This window comes from Rhodovulum bhavnagarense, from assembly GCF_004343505.1.
Classification (GTDB): Bacteria; Pseudomonadota; Alphaproteobacteria; order Rhodobacterales; family Rhodobacteraceae; genus Rhodovulum; species Rhodovulum bhavnagarense.
In genome coordinates this window covers 539,961-561,471 of sequence record NZ_SLXU01000001.1, presented here as the reverse complement: position 1 = coordinate 561,471, position 21,511 = coordinate 539,961, and the positions used below count along the sequence as shown (strand labels likewise).

The window sequence follows — 21,511 nt, the reverse complement described above, 5'->3', positions numbered from 1 at the left end:
CCTCGCAATTTCGACCCGATCAGGTTGTTCGGCCGCGCGCGGTATAGACCTTTCCAGCAATCAGCGGATAGGCAACGGACAGGCAAACCGCCAACAGTATGAACTCGGCCGCGTAGACAAAGAAATAGGGCGTGGCCTCGCCAAAGAGCCTTGCCAGCGGCGAGACCAGGATCAGGTCGCGCGCCACCCCGCCCAGCGCGATCGCGATCCCCGCCGAAGTCGCCTGAACTGCCCCCCACGCGCCAAGCGCAAGGCCCACCTGTTCTGGAGGGGCGGCACGCATGGTGGCCGTCAGGGTACCATGGCCGAACAGCCCGGCGCCGAATCCGGCCAGAAGCGTGCCAAAGATGAAAATCCCCGGCGATTGCAGGCTGGCCGACAGCGTGATCAGCGCAAAGGCCGGCAAGCCCACCAGCGCACCGCCCGCGGCCATCACCGCCGGATCGGCACCCCTGCTGAGCACACGCGAGGCCCAGGCAAAGCCCACAAGGCTACCTCCGGCCAGCGTCGCAGTCAGCTTGGTCGTTGCCGCCACGCTCATCCCCAGGACCTGCCCGCCATAAGGTTCCAAAAGGACCTCCGCCAATCCGAAGCCCATGGTGCCAAGCCCGATCACCCATAACAGGCGCTTTGGATTGGCGCCGCGCATGAACAGGCCCCAGGCGTCGGCAAAGCTGGGCTCCGGCTCGGGGTCTTGGCGTTGCTTGTAGGCGCGTTCCCGGTCTCGTGCCTCCATCTTCCATATCGCCGCCACGTTGAGGACAAGTGTCATCAGGGCCGCCCCCTGCACGACCTGGATCAGCTTGGCGTGGTAAAAGTTTTCCAGCAGCGTGCCGAATATCAGCGCGCTGGCGATCATGCCAACCAGCAGCATCACATACATCAGGCCCACGACATTGGGCTGATCCTCACGCGGCGAAAGATCGGTGGCCAGCGCCAGACCAACGGTCTGGACCATGTGCATGCCGGCACCAACCAGCAGGAAGGCAATCGCCGCGCTGACCAGGCCAAGCCAGATCGGCGCCTCGGCTGCGTATTCCTGCCGTGACAGTACGATCAAGGCAAAGGGCATCACGCAAAAGCCGCCCCATTGCAACAGCGTGCCTTTCCAGATGAAAGGCACACGCCGCCAGCCCAGCGCGGATTTGTGCGTGTCGGATCGATGACCGATCAATGCGCGAAACGGCGCGAAAACCAGAGGCAGGGCAATCATCACTGCAACCAGCGAGGCGGGAACCTCCAACTCGACGATCATCACCCGGTTCAGAGTGCCCACAAGCAGCACCATCGCCATGCCGACCGAGACCTGGAACAGCGCGAGCCGCAACAGGCGGCTGAGCGGGACATTCTCGCTGGCAGCGTCGGCAAAGGGCATGAAGCGCGTCCCGGTCTGCGCCAGGCTCTGGATCGCCATCTTGGTAAAGCGGTTCATCGTGATACGTCTCCGCGCGGCGCAGGAAATGCCGCGTCCTGTCTGCCGGAAAACCGAACGCGGTTCCAGCCGCGCCCGAACCCCGTCTCAGGTGTGCAAAGGCCGAGGCAGATGCCCCGGCCTTCGCGTATCCCCTCGCCCGGGCCATTCGGCCCGCAGCGAAAGTATGATGTCTAGCACAAGGGCTATTACTCGGCCGAGGTGCCGTTGTGGTAGTCGCCGATCCAGGTGGTGTTCAGCACCAGGCCAGCATGCACCAGGAACGAGCTGAGGGCGACGGCCGTCAGGAAGAGCGGGATGCCCACGGTCGGCTTAACGACCAGCCACATTTTCGCGTTGTTCATAACCTAGGTCCTCCTTGGTTTGTTTAGCCGAGCCACGGCGTGGCAACGGCGGCCAGGAAGTGCGCGAACAGCGCGATCGCGCCGAACACACGGGTGCCGTCGATGAGCTGCTTGTGCACCTCTTCAGCTTCGGCGAGCGTCAGGCCGGTCGGCCAGACCTTGTCCATATCGTCAGTCATATTGTCGTCTCCCCAATATGGTTTTCGACTGCGTTGCGTGCAGAACCTGCACTCGATGTCGACAATGGCCGGATATGAACACTTGGTCCTGATCTTGCGTCCAGGGCGTTACATGCCCGGCATCGTCACGAACAAACGATGTCACAAGAAGTTGACGTTGGCAATGTCAACGCAGCCTTACAGACCCCTCAAATCGTGCGACATATCGATCCAAACCCGCGCAATGCGACCGGGCGGCGCAAGGCTGACCTGCGACGGTCAGCGCCATTGAATTTTTCGTGACATGGTGGGGTAATGGGGCGCGCCGACTTGGAATATGTCGTTCTCGTCGGGCCTCAAACGCACCCGCTCGACCTGCAACGATGCGCGAGCATGAACCAGGAGGAAACATGACCAAGTATATCTGGGACGACTGGCTTCCGAAGCTGTCCAGCAAGGACCGCATGACCGATGTCACCTTTGACCGCAGCGCCAGCTCCACGCCGTTTTCTGACATGCTAGGTGTCGACTGCCTGTCGAAAAACACCCGTCAGGTCGAACTGACGACCGGCAATCCCACGCCGCTGTCCAGCGCTATGAACTGGCCGGTACTTGGCGGAACGGGCGAGGGTCATGTCGAATTGACGACCAGCAACCCCACGCCCCTGTCGAGCTGGATGGGCTGGAAACTGCTGTCCAAACGCGCCTATTACGGCATCGCGGCGCACGTTCAGTAACGCGCCGCCATCACATTTGCGCCCGCGCCGGCCCGTATGGCCCGCGCGGGCGCTTTCTTTTATGGCCTTGATCTGCGCAAGCGGTACCAAGGCGCCGCGCCCAGACCAGGCATCCGGGGCACCACAGGCTGATACCTCTTTGCGGAGGTGATGACAGGTTGACGCGCTGCGGCCGCAGGCCGCGCCTGAAAGCCCCCGAAACGGCACGATCAGGCCCTCAGATATACCCGTTCCGCGGCCTGCCATGTGACTCGGGCCGGGGCGCCGGGACAGGAAAAATCGCCAGATTCGGACAGGCAGCCCCCGCGCCGGGACAAAATAAAGGGCCGCTCCCCAAGGAACGGCCCTCGAATCAGTCTAATTCAAGCGCGCCAAGATGCGCCGCGGATCAACCGACCAGTTCGAGTCCCGAGAAGAAATAGGCGATTTCTTCCTTGGCGGTGTCCTCTGCGTCCGAGCCATGGACAGAGTTCTCGCCGATCGACAGCGCGAATTCCTTGCGGATCGTACCCTCGGCGGCCTCGGCGGGGTTGGTTGCCCCCATCACTTCGCGATTCTTCGCGATTGCGTCCTCACCTTCCAGAACCTGAACAACAATCGGGCCCGAGGCCATGAATTCGCAAAGTTCGCCGTAGAAGGGACGCTCTTTGTGCACGGCATAGAACACGCCGGCCTGCGCCTGAGTCAGGTGGATCCGCTTTTGCGCGATGATGCGCAGGCCGGCGGCCTCCAGCTTGGCGTTGATCGCGCCGGTCAGGTTGCGGGCGGTCGCGTCGGGCTTGATGATGCTGAACGTGCGTTGAATCGCCATTTTTCGTCCTCCTGAACGCCGCGAGGGTCGCGGCGGTGATAAATCGCGGCCCTGCTAGCATGGGGTCTGCCACTTGAAAAGCCGCGATTGACGGGGCGCGGCGGCTGCGGCACACCCGCCCCATGCTGCGTATCAACGACATTTCCTATGCCATCGAGGGCCGCCCGCTATTTGACGCGGCCTCGGCCGTTATTCCCGATGGGCACAAGGTGGGCCTTGTCGGTCGCAACGGCGCGGGCAAGACCACGCTGTTCCGCCTGATCCGGGGCGAGCTGACGCTCGAATCGGGCGAGATTGCCCTGCCCCCGCGCGCCCGCATCGGCGGCGTGGCGCAAGAGGCGCCCGCGACCGATGATTCCCTGATCGATACCGTTCTGGCCGCCGATTCCGAACGCGCCAGCCTGCTGGCCGAGGCCGACACCGCCACCGACCCGCACCGGATCGCCGAGATTCAGACCCGGCTGGCCGATATCGACGCCTGGGGCGCCGAGGGGCGCGCGGCGGCGATTCTCAAGGGCCTGGGCTTCACCGAGGCCGAACAGGCGATGCCATGCCGCGCCTTTTCGGGCGGATGGCGGATGCGCGTGGCCCTGGCCGGTGTGCTGTTTGCACGTCCCGACATTCTGCTCCTGGACGAGCCGACCAACTATCTCGATCTCGAAGGTGCCTTGTGGCTTGAGGGTTATCTTGCCCGCTATCCGCACACGGTGATCCTGATCTCGCACGACCGCGACCTGCTGAACCGCGCGGTGGGCCATATCCTGCACCTCGAGAACCGCAAGCTGACGCTTTACACAGGCGGCTACGACAGCTTTGCGCGCGCCCGTGCCGCCAGCCGCGCGGTGCAAGCCGCCGAGGCCAAGAAGCAGGAGGCCCGGCGCGCCCATCTGCAAAGTTTCGTCGACCGGTTCCGCGCCAAGGCCACCAAGGCCAAACAGGCGCAATCCCGGCTGAAGATGCTGGAAAAGATGGACATCATCGCCGCCCCCGAAGAGGCGGCGCGCACCGTCTTTACCTTCCCCGCCCCCGACGAGTTGTCCCCGCCCATCGTCGCGCTGGAAAGCGCAAGCGTGGGCTATGACGGCAAGCCGGTCTTGTCCCGGTTGAGCTTGCGCATCGACCAGGATGACAGGATCGCGCTTTTGGGCCGTAACGGCGAGGGCAAGTCGACGCTTTCGAAACTGCTGTCTGGCCGGTTGCCCGCGATGGGCGGGCGCGTGACCAGCGCAACGAAACTGCGCATCGGCTATTTCGCCCAGCACCAGGTCGACGAATTGCACCTGGACGAAACGCCCCTCGATCATATCCGCCGCGAACGCCCCGAAGAAGCGCCCGCCAAGCTGCGCGCGCGACTGGCCGGGTTCGGGCTGGGCGCCGACCAGGCCGAAACGGCGGTTGCCAAGCTATCGGGCGGGCAAAAGGCACGATTGTCGCTGTTGCTGGCCACGCTCGACGCGCCCCACCTGCTGATCCTCGACGAACCCACGAACCACCTCGATATCGAAAGCCGCGAGGCCCTGGCCCAGGCGTTGAACGCCTATGGCGGGGCGGTGATACTCGTCAGTCATGACATGCATCTTCTGTCGCTGGTGGCCGACCGGCTGTGGCTGGTGCAAGGCGGACGCGTGGCGCCCTATGATGACGATCTGGATGCCTATCGTCGGATGCTGCTGGCAACCGACACGCCCGCAAAACCGCAAGTCACGAAATCCTCACCCCGGCGCCCCGGCCGCAACGAGGTGCAGGCGCTACGCGCCGAGGTGCGAAAATGCGAGGCACGGGTCGAAAAGTTGACAGAGATGCGTGAGAAACTGGCCGGGAAACTGGCAGAGCCGGATCTTTACGACGGCGCGCGCGAGGATGAGAGGTTGCTTTGGCAACGCAAGTTCGCCGAGATCGAAGAGGCCATGGAACGGGCCGAGGGTCTGTGGATGACGGCCCTTGAAAATCTTGAGAAAACAGAGATCTAGAAAGTGGAGTTGTCATTCTACATCAGCGCCTTTGTCACGCTGTTCGTGATCATTGATCCGATCGGCCTGGCACCGCTATTCGTGGCGGTGACCGCGGGCACCCCAGCCGCGGAGAGGCGTGCCATCGCCCTGCGATCCGCCGGCATCGCGGTGGGTCTGCTGACACTCTTTGGCGTGCTCGGCGAAGCGGTGCTGACCTTTGTCGGAATCTCGATGCCCGCCTTCCGCATCGCCGGCGGCATCCTGTTATTCCTGACAGCGCTGGAGATGCTGTTCGAACGTCGCACCAAGCGGCGCGAGGACCAGGCCCATGACGACAGGCCCGATCCTTCGGTCTTTCCGCTCGCCACGCCGTTGATCGCGGGGCCCGGCGCGATGGCAACGATGATCCTGCTGAACGGAGCGGTCGGACGCGATCCGTGGGCCATGCTGGGCGTGCACCTGGTGATGGTGGCGGTGATCGGGCTGGTCTTGGTACTGTTCCTGGCCGCGGGGGTTCTGGAAAGGGCTCTTGGCCGCACCGGCATAAACGTTGTCACGCGCCTGCTGGGGATGCTTCTGGCGGCGCTGTCGGTACAGTTCGTTCTGGACGGGCTTGCCGATTTCGGACTTGCCCCGGGCTAAGGCCCCTCGCGCGGCGCGTTTCCGCCCCTATATGACGGGTTGAACTCCTGAGGGTATCGGCATGAACGGCGACGATTTCGGACGTCTCATCTACCTGATCCTGCTGGGCGCGGCCATCGGCGGCTATTTCCTCGTTGAGAACCGTCAGCGGCTGGGCAGGCTGTCGCAACAGGCGGCGATCTGGGCGCTGATCTTTTTGGGGGTGATCGCGGGCCTGGGGCTGTGGTCCGACATCCGCCAGACGATCGCCCCCAGGCAGGCGATCTTTGCCGAGGCGCGCAAGATCGAGGTGCCCCGTGCGCCGGATGGCCATTATTACCTGACAATCCTGGTGAACGGGGCGCCGGTGCGTTTCGTGGTGGATACCGGTGCAACCGATGTGGTGCTGACCCGCAAGGACGCCGCGCGCGTAGGGCTGGACCCCGAAACGCTGCCTTATCTTGGCGAGGCACGCACCGCCAACGGGGTAGTGTCGACCGCGCGGGTGCGCCTTGACGAAATGCGGCTGGGCCCCATCGTGGACAACCGTGTGCGCGCCTTCGTCAATGGCGGAACGATGGATGACTCCCTGCTGGGCATGGCCTATCTGAACCGCTTCGGCCGGATCGAGTTCGTCAGCGACAGGATGATCCTGACGCGCTGATCCCCTGCCCTGCCTTCGGACTTGCCGCAAGCGGGCAGGTCTGTTTTGCTGGTCAGGAAATTCATGCCTCGCCGGAGGAACGGCATGGCCGAAACGCCCGAATTCACCATCGGGATCGAGGAGGAATACCTCCTTGTCGACGTCGAGACCTGCGCGTTGGCCGAGGCCCCGAAGGGTTTGATGCAGGACTGCATCGCCGAGTTGGGCGACCAGGTCACGCCGGAATTCCTGCAATGCCAGATCGAGGTGGGTACGCGCGTCTGTACGACCGTCCCGCAGGCCCGCGACGACCTCAGGCGCCTGCGCGCCACGGTCGCCAGGAATGCCGCGCACCACGGGCTGGCTCCGATCGCGGTGTCTTGCCACCCCGCCGCCGACTGGAAACAGCAACATCACACCGACAAGGACAGGTATAACGATCTGGAAAAGGCACTGGCCGGCGTGGCGAGGCGGATGCTGATCTGCGGAATGCATGTGCATGTCGGCGTGCCGGACAAGGACCAGCGCATCGACCTGATGGCGCAGATGTCGTATTTCCTGCCGCATCTTCTGGCGATGTCTGCCTCATCGCCATTCTGGCAGGGGTTGGATACTGGGCTGGCCTCGTACCGGCTGACGGTGTTCGACAACCTGCCCCGCACCGGCCTGCCGCCCCGGTTCGAAAGCTGGTCGGATTACAAACGTTCCGTGGGTACCCTGGTGTCCCTGGGCCTTATCGAGGATGCAAGCCGCATCTGGTGGGACTTGCGCCCCTCGGCACGGTTTCCCACGATCGAGGCGCGCATTTGCGATGTCTCGCCCCGGCTGGACCATGCCTTGTCCATCGCCGCGTTGACCCAGTGCATCGCGCGGATGCTGTGGCGGCTGGCCGGACAAAACCAGCGCTGGCGCGTCTATGAACGTTTCCTGATCGGGGAAAACCGCTGGCGCGCACAGCGTTACGGCATCACCGAGGGGTTGATTGATTTCGGTCGCAAGGCGCTGGTGCCGTTTCCAGACCTGCTGGAAGAACTGATCGCGCTGGTCGAGCGCGATGCCGCCGCCCTGGGCTGTCTTGACGAGGTGCATGCCGCGCGCGACGTCATCGCCGATGGCACCAGCGCCGACCGCCAGCGCCATGTGCATGCCAACGCCATCGCGGCCGGGGGCACGCCCGACGACGCCGTGCGCGCGGTGATCCATTCCCTCATCGAGGAATACAACGCCGACCTGTGAGGGCTGCTTGCAATCCCTTTGGCGGACCTGTCAAATGAACGGGTGTTCAATAATACCGGGAGGAGGCAGAGATGGATTTCGCACTGACCGAGGAACAGGTCGCGATTTTCGACATGGCGCGCGCCTTCGGGGCAGAAATGATCGCCCCCTTCGCGCAGAAATGGGAAGATGACGGCACCATCCCGAAAGAACTGTGGCCGAAACTGGCCGAGTTGGGCTTTGCCGGGCTTTACGTGCGCGAGGAATCGGGCGGCTCGGGTCTCACGCGACTGGATGCAACGCTGGTCTTCGAGGCGCTTTCGATGGCTTGTCCCTCGGTCGCGGCCTTCCTGTCGATCCACAACATGTGCGCCAAGATGCTGGACAGCTTCGGCAGCGACGATGTCAAGGACCGGTTCCTTGCGCCAGCGCTGACCATGGACAAGGTGTTTTCCTATTGCCTGACCGAACCGGGATCGGGATCGGATGCGGCGGCGCTGAAAACCCGGGCCGAACGGACGAATGACGGCTATGCCCTGACCGGGACCAAGGCGTTCATCTCCGGTGGCGGCTATTCGGACGCTTATATCGTGATGGCCCGCACGGGCGAGGACGGGCCGCGCGGGATTTCCTCTCTGATCGTCGAGGACGGGGCCGAGGGCCTGTCCTTTGGCGGGTTGGAGGCCAAGATGGGCTGGCGGTCCCAACCCACGCGGCAGGTCCAGTTCGACGGCTGCGCGGTTCCGGCGGCGAACCTGCTGGGCGAGGAAGGCAAGGGCTTCAGATACGCGATGATGGGGCTTGATGGCGGGCGGCTGAATATCGCGGCCTGTTCGCTGGGTGCCGCACAGGCCGCGCTGGACGCCACGCTGACCTATATGGGCGAGCGCAAGGCCTTCGGCCGCCCCATCGACCAGTTCCAGGCACTGCAATTCCGCCTGGCCGATTGCGAGATCGAGCTGCAGGCAGCCCGCACCTTCCTGCGGCAGGCCGCGTGGAAACTGGACCAGGGCGCGCCGGACGCGACGAAATTCTGCGCCATGGCCAAGAAATTCGTGACCGAGGCCGGCAGTCGCGTGGCCGACCAGTGCCTGCAACTGCATGGCGGCTATGGCTATCTGGCCGATTACGGGATCGAAAAGATCGTGCGCGACCTGCGGGTACACCAGATCCTGGAGGGCACCAACGAGATCATGCGCCTGATCGTGGCCCGACAGATGCTGGAGGCGCGCGGATGAGCGATATCGAGATCCGCAAGGAGGGACGCGCGGGCCGGATCACGCTGAACCGGCCCAAGGCGCTGAACGCGCTGACCTATCCGATGTGCCTTGAGATCGAGGCGGCGCTGGACCGGTGGCGGGACGACGACTCTGTCGCGCTGATGTTGATCGACGCCGCGGGCGACCGGGCCTTCTGCGCGGGCGGCGACATCGCCGTGATGTATGAAACCGGCACCAAGGGCGATTACGCCTATGGCCAGAAATTCTGGCGCGACGAATACCGGATGAACGCCAAGATCGCCGAATACCCCAAACCCGTGATCAGCCTGATGCAGGGCTTCACCATGGGCGGGGGCGTCGGCGTGGGGTGTCACGGATCGCACCGGGTGGTGGGCGAAACCGCGCAGGTTGCGATGCCAGAATGCGGCATAGGGCTGGTGCCGGATGTGGGCGGCTCGGGCCTCTTGGCACATGCACCGGGAAGGTTGGGGGTCTACCTGGGCGTAACCGGGCGCCGAATGGGGCCGGGTGACGCGATCCATGCCGGGTTCGCCGATCATTTCGTGCCCGAGGCCGACTGGCCCGCGCTGAGCGCCGAACTGGTTGAAACCGGGGATGCGGATGCGGTTTTGAGGGCCGCGACCAGCGCGCCGCAAGGCGATCTGCCCGCGTTGCAGCAGGAGGTTGACCGCCTGTTCGCTCCCCGCACTTTATCCGCGATCGTAACAGCCTTGCAGGCGGACGGGTCCGATTTTGCCGCAGATACGCTGACACGCCTGGGCCGCGGCAGCCCGCTGGCCATCGCTTGCACGATCGAGATGCAGAACCGTCTGACCCCACGGGCCACGATCCGCGACGCGCTTGCGCTGGAATACCGTTTCACTTACCGCGCGCCGCAACATTCGGACTTTCTCGAAGGTGTGCGCGCCGCCATTATCGACAAGGATCGCAGCCCAAGCTGGCGCCATCACGCCTTGACCGCCGTTTCGCAAGAAGAGGTGGCGCAGATGCTGGCGCCGCTGGGGGATGACGGGCTGGATCTGGAGGAGGAATTGACATGAAGATCGGGTTTATCGGGTTGGGCAACATGGGCGCGCCGATGGCCGCCAACCTTGCCAAGGCGGGACATGCGGTGACGGGCTTCGACCTGGCCGCCCTCTGCCCCGAGGGCGTGACGGCAGCGGCCAGTGCGGCCGAGGCCGCCAAGGGGCAGGACGTGGTCATCACCATGCTGCCCAATGGTGCGATCCTGCGAAAGGTGGCGGACGAGATCCTGCCGGGGATGGACCAGGGCGCGGTGCATCTGGACTGTTCCACCGTCGATGTCGACAGCGCCCGCGCGGTGGCCGAACAAGCCGCGGGGGTGGGCATTGGCGCGGTCGATGCGCCGGTTTCGGGCGGCGTCGGCGGCGCCACGGCCGGAACCCTGACCTTCATGGCCGGCGGCAGCGAAGAGGCCTTCGCCAAGGTCAAGCCGCTGTTCGACATCATGGGCCAGAAGGCGGTGCATTGCGGCGCCTCGGGCGCCGGGCAATCGGCCAAGATCTGCAACAACATGATCCTGGGCGCCACGATGATCGTGACCTGCGAGGCCTTTGCCCTGGCCGACAAGCTAGGGCTGGATCGGGAAAAGATGTTCGACGTGGTCTCCACCTCGTCGGGCTATAGCTGGAGCATGAACGCCTATTGCCCCGCCCCCGGCGTCGGCCCGCAAAGTCCGGCCGACAATGACTACAAACCAGGCTTTGCCGCGGATCTGATGTTGAAAGATTTGCGCCTGGCCCGCCAGGCAGCCGAGGCGGTGGACGCCGACACGCCCATGGGCACCCGCGCGGCCGAGCTTTACGCCGCCTTCGTCGAACAAGAGGACGGCGCGGGGCGCGACTTTTCCGCGATGCTGCCGCGGTTCGAAAGGCGCGGCCGGGGATGAGCTGGATCGCGCGCGCAACCGGACTGGAAGGGCTGGAGCCGGGCATCGCCGCCCGGCTCGAAAACCTGCCCATCCTGCGCCTGCCCAAGGGCAAGGTGCTGTTCTGCCCCGGCGAGGCCGCGCGCGGATTCACGATCCTCTTGTCGGGCAGGGTCGATGTCTTCCTGATCGGCCCAACGGGGCGCGAGATCCTGCTATACGGGATCGAGCCGGGACAGTCCTGCGTGCAATCAACGCTAGGACTTTTGGGGGGCGAAGATTACACCGGCGAAGCAGTAACCGTCAGCAATTGCGAGGCTGTCCTGCTGCCGCGCGAGATGTTTCTCGCGCTCATGGACCAGTCCCCGACCTTTCGCCATTTCGTCTTCGGAGCCTTCGCGCAGAGGCTGCAATCGGTCATGTCCCTGCTCGAAAGGGTCGCCTTTCAAAAGGTCGAAAGCCGGCTGGCCGCCGACCTTCTTGAAAGAGCCGAGAATGGCGCGGTTCATGCCACGCACCATGAAATCGCCACCCGAATCGGCACCGCGCGCGAGGTGGTGTCCCGTCGGCTGGATGCGCTGGCAAAGGGGGGGCTGGTGCGGCTTGACCGGGGCGTGGTCACACTGACCGATCCGGCCGGGCTGGCGCAACTGGCCGCGACCGGCACCGCTTCGTGACTGAGTCACAGACAGCGCGCCCGCCTTGCGTCATCGTCCTGTCATACGCCCGAATGAGTCGGGCGGTTATCTATTCCCGAGAGTTGGAGAAACCTCATGTTCAAACAGAACGTTGGCGGCATGGACCGCACCGCCCGCATCGTCATTGGCGCTGTCATGCTGCTGATGTGGGCGTTCCTCACCGATCCCAGCTGGATCTGGCTGCTGGGCATCGTGCCGCTGGCCACCGGCCTGATGAAATCCTGCCCGCTGTACAACGTGATCGGTCTGAACACCTGCCCGAAGGACTAAGCGTCCCGAGCGGTCGCGCCCATCTTGATGCGGCGCGGTGAAAGACGATGTATTCGCATGGCGTCGTGGCCCGGCCACGGCGCCATGTGTTATGATGGGTCATCGTCACCCGGCTGGGCCATGCCACGGCCCTACCGCAACAGGAGGTAGCTGAATGTTTGAAAAGAACGTGGGCGGCATCGACCGCATTTCCCGGATCATCGTAGGCGTAGGCCTGATCGCAGGCTTTTTCCTCAACGATTCCGACTCGGTACTACGCTACGCTTATTGGCTGGGGGTCATTCCGCTGGCGACCGGCGTTCTGGCGACCTGCCCGCTATACTCGATCGTGGGAATAAAGACCTGCAAGACGCACTAGGCACACCGCCGGATCGGGCCGCCCTCGGCACCCGTCTACGGGTGCGGGGGATCGGCCCGTAACCTCGTCATGCCCTCATCACCCTGACGAGCGACATAAACCACAAGAGACAAAATTTAACACCTTTGAGACAACGCGCCCCAAAATTGCCACATTCAGACTCCATTTCTGCCTGAAACAATAAGTTGCCGACCCCGACCAAACGGGATGGCACGAGGCAGAGCAAGTCATGGCAATCGCGAGGGAATTGCCCATTGATCGGCAGGCAACTGCCGAGGAAATGGCGAATGAAATCTTCGGTGATGGGGTCACGGTCGTTTCGGCAAGCTATACCGGCGACGCCCGATCATCGGGCATCTATACGGATGCAGACACGATCAGCCCGGGCGTGGCGCCCGGGGATTCCGGTGTCATCCTCAGCACCGGCCGCGTCGACGACTTCACCAATCGCGGCAACTGGTGGAGTTCATCCAACACCAACCAGTCCACGACCACCTCGACCAATACATCGGGTCCGAACGGAAACCCGCTTTTCAACTCGCTGGCGGGCACAGCGACCTATGACGCGGCCTTTCTCGAAATCGATTTCATCCCCGACGGGGAGATGCTGACCCTCGATTTCGTAATCGCCTCGGAGGAATATCCCGAATGGGTCAACAGCCAGTATAACGATGTTGTCGGCGCCTGGGTAAACGGGGTGCAAGCAACGATCACCATCGGCAACGGCACCGCCTCGGTGAACAACATCAACGGCGATGACACCGCCAACCTCTACATCGACAATACCGGCGACCAGTTCAACACCGAGATGGACGGGTTTACCGTCACCCTGTCATTCAATGCACCGGTCAATGCCGGAGAGGTCAACACCCTGATCATCGGCGTGGCCGACGTGCTGGACGACCAGTATGACACCTCGGTTCTGATCGCGGGCAACAGCGCCCAGACCAAGATCATCGCGCTGGATGACGAGGTCAGGCTGGGCCCAGACGAGGCACGCGTAATCGACGTGCTGGACAACGATATCGGTCAGGGCACGCTGACGGTGACCCATATCAACGGGGTTGCGGTCACTGCGGGCGACAGCCTCACGCTGGGCACAGGCCAGAGCGTGACGCTGAACGCGGATGGCACCTTTACCATCCAGGGCGATGGCGACATCGAGACGGTCTATTTCAACTACTCGATCAGCGATGACACCGGCAACGCTGATCGCGGCATCGTCAAGATCAACCAGATGCCCTGTTTCGTCGGCGGCACCCTGATCGACACGCCCGATGGCCCGAGACGGGTCGAGAACCTGCGCGCCGGCGACCTGGTGCTGACCCGCGATCACGGGGCGCAACCGATCCGCTGGATCGGCGGATCAACCGTTCCGGCAGAGGGCCGACACGCCCCGGTGCGCATCGCGCGCGGACGGCTAGGCGCGACCCGGGATCTGTGGGTATCGCAACAGCATTGCATCCTGATCGAACATGCGCAGGCAGAACTGTTATTCGGCGACCCCGAGGTCCTGGCCCGCGCCCGGGATCTGGCAGAGTTCAGCGGCATCCACGTCGTGGCCTACCCCGGCAACGTTACTTATTACCATATGCTGTTCGACTGCCACCAGATCGTGCGCGCCCATGGCGTCTGGAGCGAAAGTTATCTGCCCGGCCCGATGACCATGGCCGGGTTCGACGCCGCGGTGCAGGCCGAGATCCTCGCGCTTTTCCCGCAACTCGACCCCGAGACATGGGCAGGCTACGGCCCCCCGGCCCGCCCGACCCTGCGCGGATTCGAGGCTCGTGTTCTGGCGCGCGCGGCCTGATCTATTCCGCAGCGTGGCGCCGGGGTTTCAACATCTCTTTCAGGTAGCGCCCGGTATGGCTACGCTCGACGGCGGCCACCTCTTCGGGGGGGCCCTCTGCCACGATCTGTCCGCCGCCATCCCCCCCCTCGGGTCCGATATCTATGATCCAGTCCGCGGTCTTGATGACGTCGAGATTGTGCTCGATCACCACCACGCTGTTGCCCTGATCGACCAGTTCATGCAGCACCTCCAGCAGTTTCTTCACATCCTCGAAATGCAGCCCAGTTGTCGGTTCATCGAGGATGTAAAGCGTGCGGCCCGTCGCGCGTTTGCTGAGTTCCTTTGACAGCTTGACCCGCTGCGCCTCGCCGCCCGATAGCGTTGTGGCCTGCTGGCCCACCTTGATATAACCAAGGCCCACACGCGCCAGCGCATCCATCTTTTCGCGGATCGACGGCACCGCCTTGAAGAACTCCTGCGCGTCCTCGACCGTCATGTCCAGAACGTCGGCGATGGACTTTCCCTTGAACTGAATCTCAAGGGTTTCGCGGTTATAGCGGGCCCCATGACAGGTTTCGCACGTGACATAGACATCGGGCAGGAAATGCATCTCGATCTTGATGACACCATCCCCCTGGCACGCCTCGCAGCGCCCGCCTTTGACGTTGAAGCTGAAGCGCCCTGGTTTATAGCCGCGCGCCTTGGCCTCGGGCAGGCCGGCGAACCAGTCGCGGATTGGCGTGAAGGCGCCGGTATAGGTGGCAGGGTTTGACCGGGGCGTGCGGCCGATAGGCCGCTGGTCGATGTCGATGACCTTGTCAAGGAGCTGAAGGCCCTTGATCGTTTCGCAGGGCGCGGGCGTCTGGCGCGCCCCGTTCAGGCGCATGCTGGCGGTCTTGAACAGGGTCTCGATGGTCAGGGTCGACTTGCCGCCGCCCGACACGCCGGTGACGCAGACGAACTTGCCCAGCGGGAAATCGACGGTGACGTCCTTGAGGTTGTTGCCGGTGGCCTTGACCACGGTCAATGTCTTGCCATTGCCGGGGCGGCGTTCGGCGGGCACGGGGATTTCCCGGCTGCCCGACAGGTATTGCCCGGTCAAAGAGGCTGCATCAGCCGCGATTTCGGCGGGCGTGCCCTGGGCCACGATCTGTCCGCCATGCACGCCGGCCCCTGGGCCGATGTCCAGGACGTAATCGGCCTCGCGGATCGCTTCCTCGTCATGTTCGACCACCAGCACACTATTGCCCTGGTCGCGCAGGTTCTTAAGCGTCTGCAACAGCCGCCCGTTATCTCGCTGGTGCAACCCGATCGAGGGTTCGTCCAGAACGTACAGCACCCCGGTCAGCCCGCTACCGATCTGGCTGGCCAGCCGGATGCGCTGGCTTTCGCCGCCCGACAACGTACCCGCATTGCGCGACAGCGTCAGGTAATCCAGCCCCACATTGACCAGAAAGCCGAGGCGTTCGCGAATTTCCTTCAGGATCGCGCGGGCGATTTCGTTCTTCTGTTTCGACAGGCTGTCGGGCACCTGCCGGCACCAGTCATGGGCCTCGCGGATCGACATCTGCACCACCTCGCCGACATGCAGCCCGGCGATCTTTACCGCCAAGGCTTCTGGTCGCAGGCGGTAACCGCCGCAGCTATGGCAGGGGCGGTTGTTCTGATAGCGTTCGAACTCCTCACGCACCCAGTTGCTATCGGTCTCGCGATAGCGGCGTTCCATGTTGGGGATCACCCCCTCGAAGGGGCGGGTCACGGTGTAGACGCGCCCGCCCTCGTCATAGCGGAACGGGATTTCATCGTCCCCCGAGCCATAGAGGAACACCTGTTTGACATGGGAGGGAAGATCTTTCCACGCGGTATCCTTGTCGAACTCGTAATGCTTCGCGATGGCCTCGATCGTTTGGCGGAAATAGGGCGACTTGCCCTTGCGCCAGGGCGCGATGGCCCCGTCATAGACGGTCAGCGCCGCGTCGGGCACAACCAGACGTTCATCGAAGAAAAGCTCGACCCCCAGCCCATCGCAATCGGGACAGGCGCCGAAAGGGGCGTTGAACGAAAACAGCCGCGGCTCGATTTCGGGGATGGTAAATCCACTGACGGGACAGGCGAAATTCTCGCTGAACGTATGGCGCTCGGGGTCGCCCTCGCGCGGGGCGGTTTCCATGATCGCGATGCCGTCGGCAAGATCCAGCGCTGTGCGGAAAGAATCTGCCAAACGGGTTTCAATCCCTTCTTTCACCACGATCCGGTCCACCACCACGTCGATGTCGTGGCGGAACTTCTTGTCCAGGCTGGGCGGTTCGTCCAGATCGTGGAACTGTCCATCCACCTTGACCCTCTGGAACCCCTGCTTGCGCAACTCAATGAATTCCTTGCGATACTCGCCCTTGCGGTCGCGGATGATCGGGGCCAGCAGATAGGCGCGGGTGCCCTCTTCCATCGCCATGACGCGGTCGACCATGTCCTGCACCTGTTGCGCCTCGATGGGCAGGCCCGTGGCAGGGCTGTAGGGCGTGCCCGCGCGGGCGAACAAAAGGCGCAGGTAGTCATAGATTTCCGTGACCGTCCCCACGGTCGAACGCGGATTCTTGCTGGTCGTCTTCTGCTCGATCGAGATCGCGGGGCTGAGGCCCGAGATATGGTCGACGTCCGGCTTTTGCATCATGTCGAGGAACTGTCGCGCATAGGCCGACAGACTCTCGACATAGCGGCGCTGTCCCTCGGCATAGATCGTGTCAAAGGCAAGGCTGGACTTGCCCGAGCCCGACAGCCCGGTAATCACCACCAGCGCATCGCGCGGGATATCCACATCGATGCCCTTGAGATTGTGTTCGCGCGCGCCGCGCACCTCGATCCGTTTCAAATCGGCCATGACTGTCCCCGGAATATCCGTTGAACAGATAGGGGATACGCGCCCGATTCCCAACCGGAAAAACGGAACAGGATGCGAACACCCGCCCTGCGGCGCCCTGTCTTGCGATTGCGGCTTAACAATCGGCCACGGGCACTTATAGTCGCGCCCAAGGGCGAGCAACAGGAGGACGCGCCATGTTCAAATGGGTCGAACTCATGGGCAAGGTATACCCCTATGTCGAGGAAATCCGTGCCCGCGAGGCCGCGGAATTCGCCGAAAAGGGAGAAATCGTGCTGATCGACGTGCGTGCCGAACACGAAATACGACGCTTTGGCAAATGCAAGGGGGCGATCCATATCCCCATGCACATGGTCCGGCATGCAGCCAACCGGGGCGGTCCGCATTACGATCCCGCCTTCGATCCCGAAAAGACCTATGCCGTCTATTGCGAGACCGGGAATGACGCGTTGGCCGCGGCGCGCATGTTGCTCAAGATGGGCTACAAGGACGTCTACAACATGGGCGCCTTCCGCGAATGGCTGAACGCCAAGCTGCCGTTGGAGCGTTAGAAACAGGCGCGGCCAGGCGGGTACGGCCGCCCCACCCCACAGCGTGCGACGGCCAAACCTGCCGAAACCTCGAAACCGGAGGATGGAGCTTGTTCAATCCCGGGTCCTTTTTCAAAAAGATATTTCCTCCAGTCGACGAAATGTCCCCTGTCGATGCATGGCGCTTGGCCCGGAAAGGCAGGATCGTGCTGGTCGATGTGCGCGAACCGCGCGAGATCGCCCGATCAGGCAAGTGCGAGGGCGCGCTGAAGGTGCCCCTTGCCTCGATCCGCCAGAGGGCGGATGAGAAAAGCCCCGACCATGACCCGGTCTTTGATCGTGCTAAAAGCTATGTTTTGTATTGTGAAAACGGTGCGCGATCCAGAATGGCCGCGCGGACGATGAAAAAGCTGGGATATGACAAGGTCTACAACCTTGGCGCCTTCCGCGAATGGCAGGGGGCCGGATTACCTGTAGAAAGGTAACGTCCTCCGAATCTTTTTGGGTGCGCACGGGCTGGGTAGGCACTGGCGGCCCGGCTAGAAATGGATCGCCCTGTCCCAGGCATCCAGCACGCTTTCATGCATCATCTCGCTGAGGGTGGGATGGGGGAAAACCGTTTCCATCAACTCGGCCTCGGTGGTTTCCAGCTTGCGGCCGACCACGTAGCCCTGGATCAGCTCGGTCACCTCTGCGCCGATCATGTGCGCCCCCAAAAGCGCGCCGGTCGTCGCATCGAATACCGTCTTTACCAGACCCTCGGGTTCGCCCAGCGCGATCGCCTTGCCATTGCCGACAAACGGAAAGCGGCCGACCTTGACGTCGAACCCCTGCTCTTTCGCCTGCGCCTCGGTCAACCCGACGCTGGCGATCTGCGGGGTGCAATAGGTGCAGCCGGCGATTGCCTCGGGCCTGACGGGATGAGGATGGCCCCCCGCGATCAGTTCTGCCACCATCACGCCCTCGTGGCTGGCCTTGTGTGCCAGCCACGGCGCCCCGGCCACGTCGCCAATGGCATAAAGCCCCTCGACCCCGGTGCGACAGAATTCGTCAGTCACGACATGGGTGCGCTCTATCCTGACGCCCAGCGCCTCAAGCCCGAGATCCTCGACATTACCCACGATGCCGACCGCCGAGATCACTGTATCGACCTCGATCCTTTCAACGTTGCCGCCGTGGTCCAGATGGGCGGTCACGCCGTCGTCACGGCGATCCAGATGCTTGACCGTCGTGCCCTCGTGAATTGTCATCCCCTGTTTCTCGAACTGCTTCTTCGCAAGCGCCGCGATCTCGGCATCCTCGACCGGCAGGATACGCTCCATCACCTCGACCACGGTGGTTTTGGCGCCCAGCGTGTTGAAGAAAGTTGCGAATTCTATCCCGATCGCGCCCGATCCGATAACAAGCAATTTCCTTGGCTCATGGGGCGGTTGCAGCGCGTGGCGATACCCCCAGACCCTCTTGCCATCAGGTTCCAGGCCCGGCAAGCGACGGGCGCGTGCCCCCGTGGCCAGCACGATAGCCGGCGCGGTCAGGTCTTGCACCCCTTGTTCGGTTGTCACCTTAACGCAGCCACGGGCCGACAGCGCCGCCTCGCCCATGATCACACTGACCTTGTTCTTTTTCAGAAGATGGGCCACCCCGGAGCTGAGCTGCCGTGCCACCTTTCGCGAGCGCTTCACCACCGCGTCGAGGTCATAGCCGATCCTTTCGGCGGATAACCCGAACTCTGCGGCGCGATGCATCAGGTGAAAAACCTCGGCGGAACGCAACAGCGCCTTGGTGGGGATACACCCCCAGTTCAGGCAGATGCCGCCCAGGTTTTCACGTTCGACAAGCGCGACGTTCAGGCCAAGCTGTGCGCCGCGGATCGCGGCGACATATCCCCCGGGGCCAGCCCCGATCACGATCATGTCGAAACTCTTCGTGGCCATGGCGCGGGCTCCTGTCACGTTGAAAACGGTCGCACCGCACGCGGGCGCGGTGGAAAGGGTTCAGATCGTGGCGCGCATCTCTGCCACGCAGGCGCCATAGCCCCCCGCATCGAGGAATGCCCGTTCCTCGTCGGATGAACCGCGATGCAGCGCGTCGTTACGGAACGGAAAACGTCCGAAGCGTCGGATGAGTTCCCGGTGCGCCTTGGCATGAAGCAGGTTTTCCGTCCCCGTCTGGGACATCCGCGTCAGCATCAGGCGCACGCAACGGTCCTGGTCCATCAGGCATTCCGAATGCATGAGTGGCATGTAGAAGAATTGCCGCTCGGGCTCGGGATAGCGGGTGTCGAACCCTTGGTCGATTGCCTGTTTCGCCGCCGCCCTTGCCAGCGCATCGGTGGCAAAGGCCCGCCAGTCCCCGCGGAACATGTTGCGCGGAAACTGGTCGGTCAGGATCAGAAAGGCAAGCGTCCCTTGCGGATTGGTCGGCCAGTCATGCAGATCGCCCGCATGGGCGGCTTCCCAGTCGGGCTTGAAACGGGTGACGATCTCGGCATCGATCTGCGGATCGGCCGCGTACCAGCCCTTTGCCCCCACGTCCTCCAGCCAGAAGCGGATGATCTCTTCTTGGCGCGACATGTTTCTCCTCCTGCCCAAACCCTGTTCGCCGTCGTCAGGATCGTTTCAGATTAAGAATGTGGGCGCAAGCGCTTCACGGGTTGGGAGGGGACGGCGAAGCGTCATCTGCGGCCTCTTCTGCATTCTCTATGGCGACCTCCTGGGCTACCTCGACAGCGACCGGGCTGGCGGTGGGCAGGACCGGCGCATAAGGCGCGGTCTCGTCAACCGGGACGGCGGCGCGCTGGGTCATCCGGTAGGCGGCGTAGGCGGCAAGCGACAGCATCAGGATCGAGACGAACAGGAAAAAGCCCTGCGGCCCGATCACCCCCATCATCCAGCCGGTCAGGATCGGGCCGATGATCGCCCCCACCCCGTTGATGAACAGCATCCCGCCCGAGGCCGCGGCCATATCCTCGCGATCGAGATAGTCGTTGGTGTAGGCGATCAACAACGCATAAAGCGGGTTCGACATCCCGCCCACCAGCATCCCCGCCACCGCCAGCGCGGCGAAACTGCCCCCTACGGCCATGGCCGCGGCAGAGGCTGCGCCCCCCGTCGCGGCAGCGGCCACGATCAGGGTCCGGCGGTCCATCCTGTCAGACAACCAGCCGATGGGAAACTGGAACAACAGCCCGCCGATATAGATCGCCGCGATAAACCCCGAAATCTCGGCGACCGACATCCCCGCCTCGGTCCCAAAGACCGAGGCCATCCCGAACAGCGCCGAGTAGACACCGCCCATCAGGAACATGCCGACCGCCCCCGTGGGCGAGATACGAACCAGTTCCCGCAGGGACATCGGCTTGGTCGTTTCGAAGGCCGGCGTCGGGCTGACCGACAGAAGGATCGGCGCGAAAGAGATCGACACCAGCACCGAGGGGATGATGAAAAGGATGAACCCCCCCGGATCGGCCACCAACAGAAGGCCCTGAGCGCTGACGATGCCGGCCATCTGAACGATCATGTAAAGCGACAGCGCCTGGCCGCGCGTTTCGTTGGTGACAGAGTTGTTCAGCCAACTTTCAGCGGTCACGTAAACCGCCGAGAAACAGAACCCGATCAGCACCCGGCCGATGGTCCAGGAAATCGGATGGGCCAGCGCCGGGTACAGGATCAGCACCGCCGAGATGAGCGAGGCAAGCGCGGCAAAGACCCGGATATGCCCCACCCGCCGGATGAGTCCGGGCGCCAGGCGCGAGCCCCCGAGGAAGCCCACGAAATAGGCCGACATCACCAGCGACATCTCGAAGGTCGAAAATCCCTCGATCCCGCCGCGAATACCCAGAAGCGTACCCTGGATACCATTGCCGACCATCAGCAACAGCATGCCCAGCAGCAATGCCCAAGAACTTGCCAGTACCTGAACCACGTCGTGCCCGTCCTTTCCT

At 63.3% G+C, this 21,511-nt stretch carries 22 protein-coding genes; 14 read left to right on the top strand and 8 right to left on the bottom strand.

What is annotated here, in order from left to right; translation table 11 throughout:
- Positions 1 to 19: 19 nt before the first annotated feature.
- The 3 genes from EV663_RS02840 to pufB form a co-directional block, all read right to left on the bottom strand.
- The gene (locus EV663_RS02840) at positions 20 to 1,432 is read right to left on the bottom strand and encodes a PucC family protein (protein ID WP_132950237.1); all 1,413 of its coding nucleotides are present in this window, start codon (positions 1,430 to 1,432) and stop codon (positions 20 to 22) included.
- Between the two features lie 188 nt (positions 1,433 to 1,620).
- Positions 1,621 to 1,776: a light-harvesting protein gene (locus EV663_RS02835; RefSeq protein ID WP_132950236.1), complete on the bottom strand. Its 156-nt coding sequence runs from the start codon at positions 1,774 to 1,776 to the stop codon at positions 1,621 to 1,623.
- Positions 1,777 to 1,799: 23 nt separating this feature from the next.
- Positions 1,800 to 1,955, bottom strand: a complete 156-nt coding sequence (pufB, locus tag EV663_RS02830; protein ID WP_132950235.1) for a light-harvesting antenna LH1, beta subunit — start codon at positions 1,953 to 1,955, stop codon at positions 1,800 to 1,802.
- Positions 1,956 to 2,344: 389 nt separating this feature from the next.
- Here pufB and EV663_RS02825 point away from each other — a divergent pair, with 389 nt between their 5' ends.
- The gene (locus EV663_RS02825) at positions 2,345 to 2,671 is read left to right on the top strand and encodes a hypothetical protein (protein ID WP_132950234.1); all 327 of its coding nucleotides are present in this window, start codon (positions 2,345 to 2,347) and stop codon (positions 2,669 to 2,671) included.
- Positions 2,672 to 3,059: 388 nt separating this feature from the next.
- On the opposite strand, the gene ndk is transcribed toward EV663_RS02825, so the two are convergent.
- Positions 3,060 to 3,482 carry a nucleoside-diphosphate kinase gene (ndk, locus tag EV663_RS02820; protein WP_132950233.1) on the bottom strand — a complete coding sequence of 141 codons (423 nt, stop codon included), beginning with the start codon at positions 3,480 to 3,482 and terminating at the stop codon, positions 3,060 to 3,062.
- Positions 3,483 to 3,604: 122 nt separating this feature from the next.
- Here ndk and EV663_RS02815 point away from each other — a divergent pair, with 122 nt between their 5' ends.
- The 11 genes from EV663_RS02815 (at position 3,605) to EV663_RS02765 (ending at position 14,178) form a co-directional block, all read left to right on the top strand.
- Complete coding sequence (locus EV663_RS02815; RefSeq protein ID WP_132950232.1) at positions 3,605 to 5,452, top strand: ABC-F family ATP-binding cassette domain-containing protein; 1,848 nt, start codon at positions 3,605 to 3,607, stop codon at positions 5,450 to 5,452.
- 3 nt (positions 5,453 to 5,455) lie between these two features.
- Positions 5,456 to 6,076 (top strand): MarC family protein, encoded by a 621-nt coding sequence (locus EV663_RS02810; RefSeq protein ID WP_132950231.1) that lies wholly within the window; start codon positions 5,456 to 5,458, stop codon positions 6,074 to 6,076.
- Positions 6,077 to 6,137: 61 nt separating this feature from the next.
- Positions 6,138 to 6,719, top strand: a complete 582-nt coding sequence (locus EV663_RS02805; RefSeq protein WP_132950230.1) for a retropepsin-like aspartic protease family protein — start codon at positions 6,138 to 6,140, stop codon at positions 6,717 to 6,719.
- Between the two features lie 84 nt (positions 6,720 to 6,803).
- Positions 6,804 to 7,934, top strand: coding sequence for a carboxylate-amine ligase (locus tag EV663_RS02800; RefSeq protein ID WP_132950229.1), 1,131 nt, complete (start codon positions 6,804 to 6,806; stop codon positions 7,932 to 7,934).
- Positions 7,935 to 8,005: 71 nt separating this feature from the next.
- Complete coding sequence (locus EV663_RS02795) at positions 8,006 to 9,151, top strand: acyl-CoA dehydrogenase family protein (protein WP_132950228.1); 1,146 nt, start codon at positions 8,006 to 8,008, stop codon at positions 9,149 to 9,151.
- Positions 9,148 to 10,194: an enoyl-CoA hydratase/isomerase family protein gene (locus EV663_RS02790; RefSeq protein ID WP_132950227.1), complete on the top strand. Its 1,047-nt coding sequence runs from the start codon at positions 9,148 to 9,150 to the stop codon at positions 10,192 to 10,194. The genes EV663_RS02795 and EV663_RS02790 overlap by 4 nt, the downstream gene beginning before the upstream one ends.
- Complete coding sequence (gene mmsB / locus EV663_RS02785; RefSeq protein ID WP_132950226.1) at positions 10,191 to 11,063, top strand: 3-hydroxyisobutyrate dehydrogenase; 873 nt, start codon at positions 10,191 to 10,193, stop codon at positions 11,061 to 11,063. Before EV663_RS02790 ends, mmsB begins: the two co-directional genes overlap by 4 nt.
- A complete protein-coding gene (locus tag EV663_RS02780; protein ID WP_132950225.1) occupies positions 11,060 to 11,719 on the top strand; it encodes a Crp/Fnr family transcriptional regulator in 660 nt (219 codons plus the stop codon). The genes mmsB and EV663_RS02780 overlap by 4 nt, the downstream gene beginning before the upstream one ends.
- Before the next feature lie 96 nt (positions 11,720 to 11,815).
- A complete protein-coding gene (locus EV663_RS02775) occupies positions 11,816 to 12,010 on the top strand; it encodes a YgaP family membrane protein (protein ID WP_132950224.1) in 195 nt (64 codons plus the stop codon).
- A gap of 154 nt (positions 12,011 to 12,164) precedes the next feature.
- On the top strand, positions 12,165 to 12,368 hold the full coding sequence (locus tag EV663_RS02770; protein WP_132950223.1) for a YgaP family membrane protein: 204 nt from the start codon (positions 12,165 to 12,167) through the stop codon (positions 12,366 to 12,368).
- A gap of 229 nt (positions 12,369 to 12,597) precedes the next feature.
- Positions 12,598 to 14,178 (top strand): Hint domain-containing protein, encoded by a 1,581-nt coding sequence (locus tag EV663_RS02765; RefSeq protein WP_132950222.1) that lies wholly within the window; start codon positions 12,598 to 12,600, stop codon positions 14,176 to 14,178.
- A 1-nt stretch (position 14,179) separates the two neighbouring features.
- On the opposite strand, the gene uvrA is transcribed toward EV663_RS02765, so the two are convergent.
- Positions 14,180 to 17,038 (bottom strand): excinuclease ABC subunit UvrA, encoded by a 2,859-nt coding sequence (gene uvrA, locus EV663_RS02760; RefSeq protein ID WP_132950221.1) that lies wholly within the window; start codon positions 17,036 to 17,038, stop codon positions 14,180 to 14,182.
- 176 nt (positions 17,039 to 17,214) lie between these two features.
- On the opposite strand from uvrA, the gene EV663_RS02755 reads away from it, so the two are divergent.
- A complete protein-coding gene (locus tag EV663_RS02755) occupies positions 17,215 to 17,589 on the top strand; it encodes a rhodanese-like domain-containing protein (protein WP_132950220.1) in 375 nt (124 codons plus the stop codon).
- A 140-nt stretch (positions 17,590 to 17,729) separates the two neighbouring features.
- Positions 17,730 to 18,053, top strand: a complete 324-nt coding sequence (locus EV663_RS02750) for a rhodanese-like domain-containing protein (RefSeq protein WP_165910113.1) — start codon at positions 17,730 to 17,732, stop codon at positions 18,051 to 18,053.
- A 54-nt stretch (positions 18,054 to 18,107) separates the two neighbouring features.
- On the opposite strand, the gene lpdA is transcribed toward EV663_RS02750, so the two are convergent.
- From lpdA to EV663_RS02735, 3 genes are all read right to left on the bottom strand, one after another.
- On the bottom strand, positions 18,108 to 19,502 hold the full coding sequence (gene lpdA, locus EV663_RS02745) for a dihydrolipoyl dehydrogenase (RefSeq protein ID WP_132950218.1): 1,395 nt from the start codon (positions 19,500 to 19,502) through the stop codon (positions 18,108 to 18,110).
- 60 nt (positions 19,503 to 19,562) lie between these two features.
- Positions 19,563 to 20,141 (bottom strand): DUF924 family protein, encoded by a 579-nt coding sequence (locus EV663_RS02740; protein ID WP_132950217.1) that lies wholly within the window; start codon positions 20,139 to 20,141, stop codon positions 19,563 to 19,565.
- Positions 20,142 to 20,214: 73 nt separating this feature from the next.
- Positions 20,215 to 21,492, bottom strand: coding sequence for an MFS transporter (locus EV663_RS02735; protein ID WP_132950216.1), 1,278 nt, complete (start codon positions 21,490 to 21,492; stop codon positions 20,215 to 20,217).
- Between the last annotated feature and the right edge of the window lie 19 nt (positions 21,493 to 21,511).

Excerpts from the sequence above, each read along its gene's own strand:
- EV663_RS02840 (WP_132950237.1), bottom strand. The coding sequence starts at position 1,432 with ATGAACCGCTTTACCAAGATGGCGATCCAGAGCCTGGCGCAGACCGGG.
- EV663_RS02835 (WP_132950236.1), bottom strand. The coding sequence starts at position 1,776 with ATGAACAACGCGAAAATGTGGCTGGTCGTTAAGCCGACCGTGGGCATC.
- pufB (WP_132950235.1), bottom strand. The coding sequence starts at position 1,955 with ATGACTGACGATATGGACAAGGTCTGGCCGACCGGCCTGACGCTCGCC.
- EV663_RS02825 (WP_132950234.1), top strand. The coding sequence starts at position 2,345 with ATGACCAAGTATATCTGGGACGACTGGCTTCCGAAGCTGTCCAGCAAG.
- ndk (WP_132950233.1), bottom strand. The coding sequence starts at position 3,482 with ATGGCGATTCAACGCACGTTCAGCATCATCAAGCCCGACGCGACCGCC.
- EV663_RS02815 (WP_132950232.1), top strand. The coding sequence starts at position 3,605 with ATGCTGCGTATCAACGACATTTCCTATGCCATCGAGGGCCGCCCGCTA.
- EV663_RS02805 (WP_132950230.1), top strand. The coding sequence starts at position 6,138 with ATGAACGGCGACGATTTCGGACGTCTCATCTACCTGATCCTGCTGGGC.
- EV663_RS02800 (WP_132950229.1), top strand. The coding sequence starts at position 6,804 with ATGGCCGAAACGCCCGAATTCACCATCGGGATCGAGGAGGAATACCTC.
- EV663_RS02795 (WP_132950228.1), top strand. The coding sequence starts at position 8,006 with ATGGATTTCGCACTGACCGAGGAACAGGTCGCGATTTTCGACATGGCG.
- EV663_RS02790 (WP_132950227.1), top strand. The coding sequence starts at position 9,148 with ATGAGCGATATCGAGATCCGCAAGGAGGGACGCGCGGGCCGGATCACG.
- mmsB (WP_132950226.1), top strand. The coding sequence starts at position 10,191 with ATGAAGATCGGGTTTATCGGGTTGGGCAACATGGGCGCGCCGATGGCC.
- EV663_RS02780 (WP_132950225.1), top strand. The coding sequence starts at position 11,060 with ATGAGCTGGATCGCGCGCGCAACCGGACTGGAAGGGCTGGAGCCGGGC.
- EV663_RS02775 (WP_132950224.1), top strand. The coding sequence starts at position 11,816 with ATGTTCAAACAGAACGTTGGCGGCATGGACCGCACCGCCCGCATCGTC.
- EV663_RS02770 (WP_132950223.1), top strand. The coding sequence starts at position 12,165 with ATGTTTGAAAAGAACGTGGGCGGCATCGACCGCATTTCCCGGATCATC.
- EV663_RS02765 (WP_132950222.1), top strand. The coding sequence starts at position 12,598 with ATGGCAATCGCGAGGGAATTGCCCATTGATCGGCAGGCAACTGCCGAG.
- uvrA (WP_132950221.1), bottom strand. The coding sequence starts at position 17,038 with ATGGCCGATTTGAAACGGATCGAGGTGCGCGGCGCGCGCGAACACAAT.
- EV663_RS02755 (WP_132950220.1), top strand. The coding sequence starts at position 17,215 with ATGTTCAAATGGGTCGAACTCATGGGCAAGGTATACCCCTATGTCGAG.
- EV663_RS02750 (WP_165910113.1), top strand. The coding sequence starts at position 17,730 with ATGTCCCCTGTCGATGCATGGCGCTTGGCCCGGAAAGGCAGGATCGTG.
- lpdA (WP_132950218.1), bottom strand. The coding sequence starts at position 19,502 with ATGGCCACGAAGAGTTTCGACATGATCGTGATCGGGGCTGGCCCCGGG.
- EV663_RS02740 (WP_132950217.1), bottom strand. The coding sequence starts at position 20,141 with ATGTCGCGCCAAGAAGAGATCATCCGCTTCTGGCTGGAGGACGTGGGG.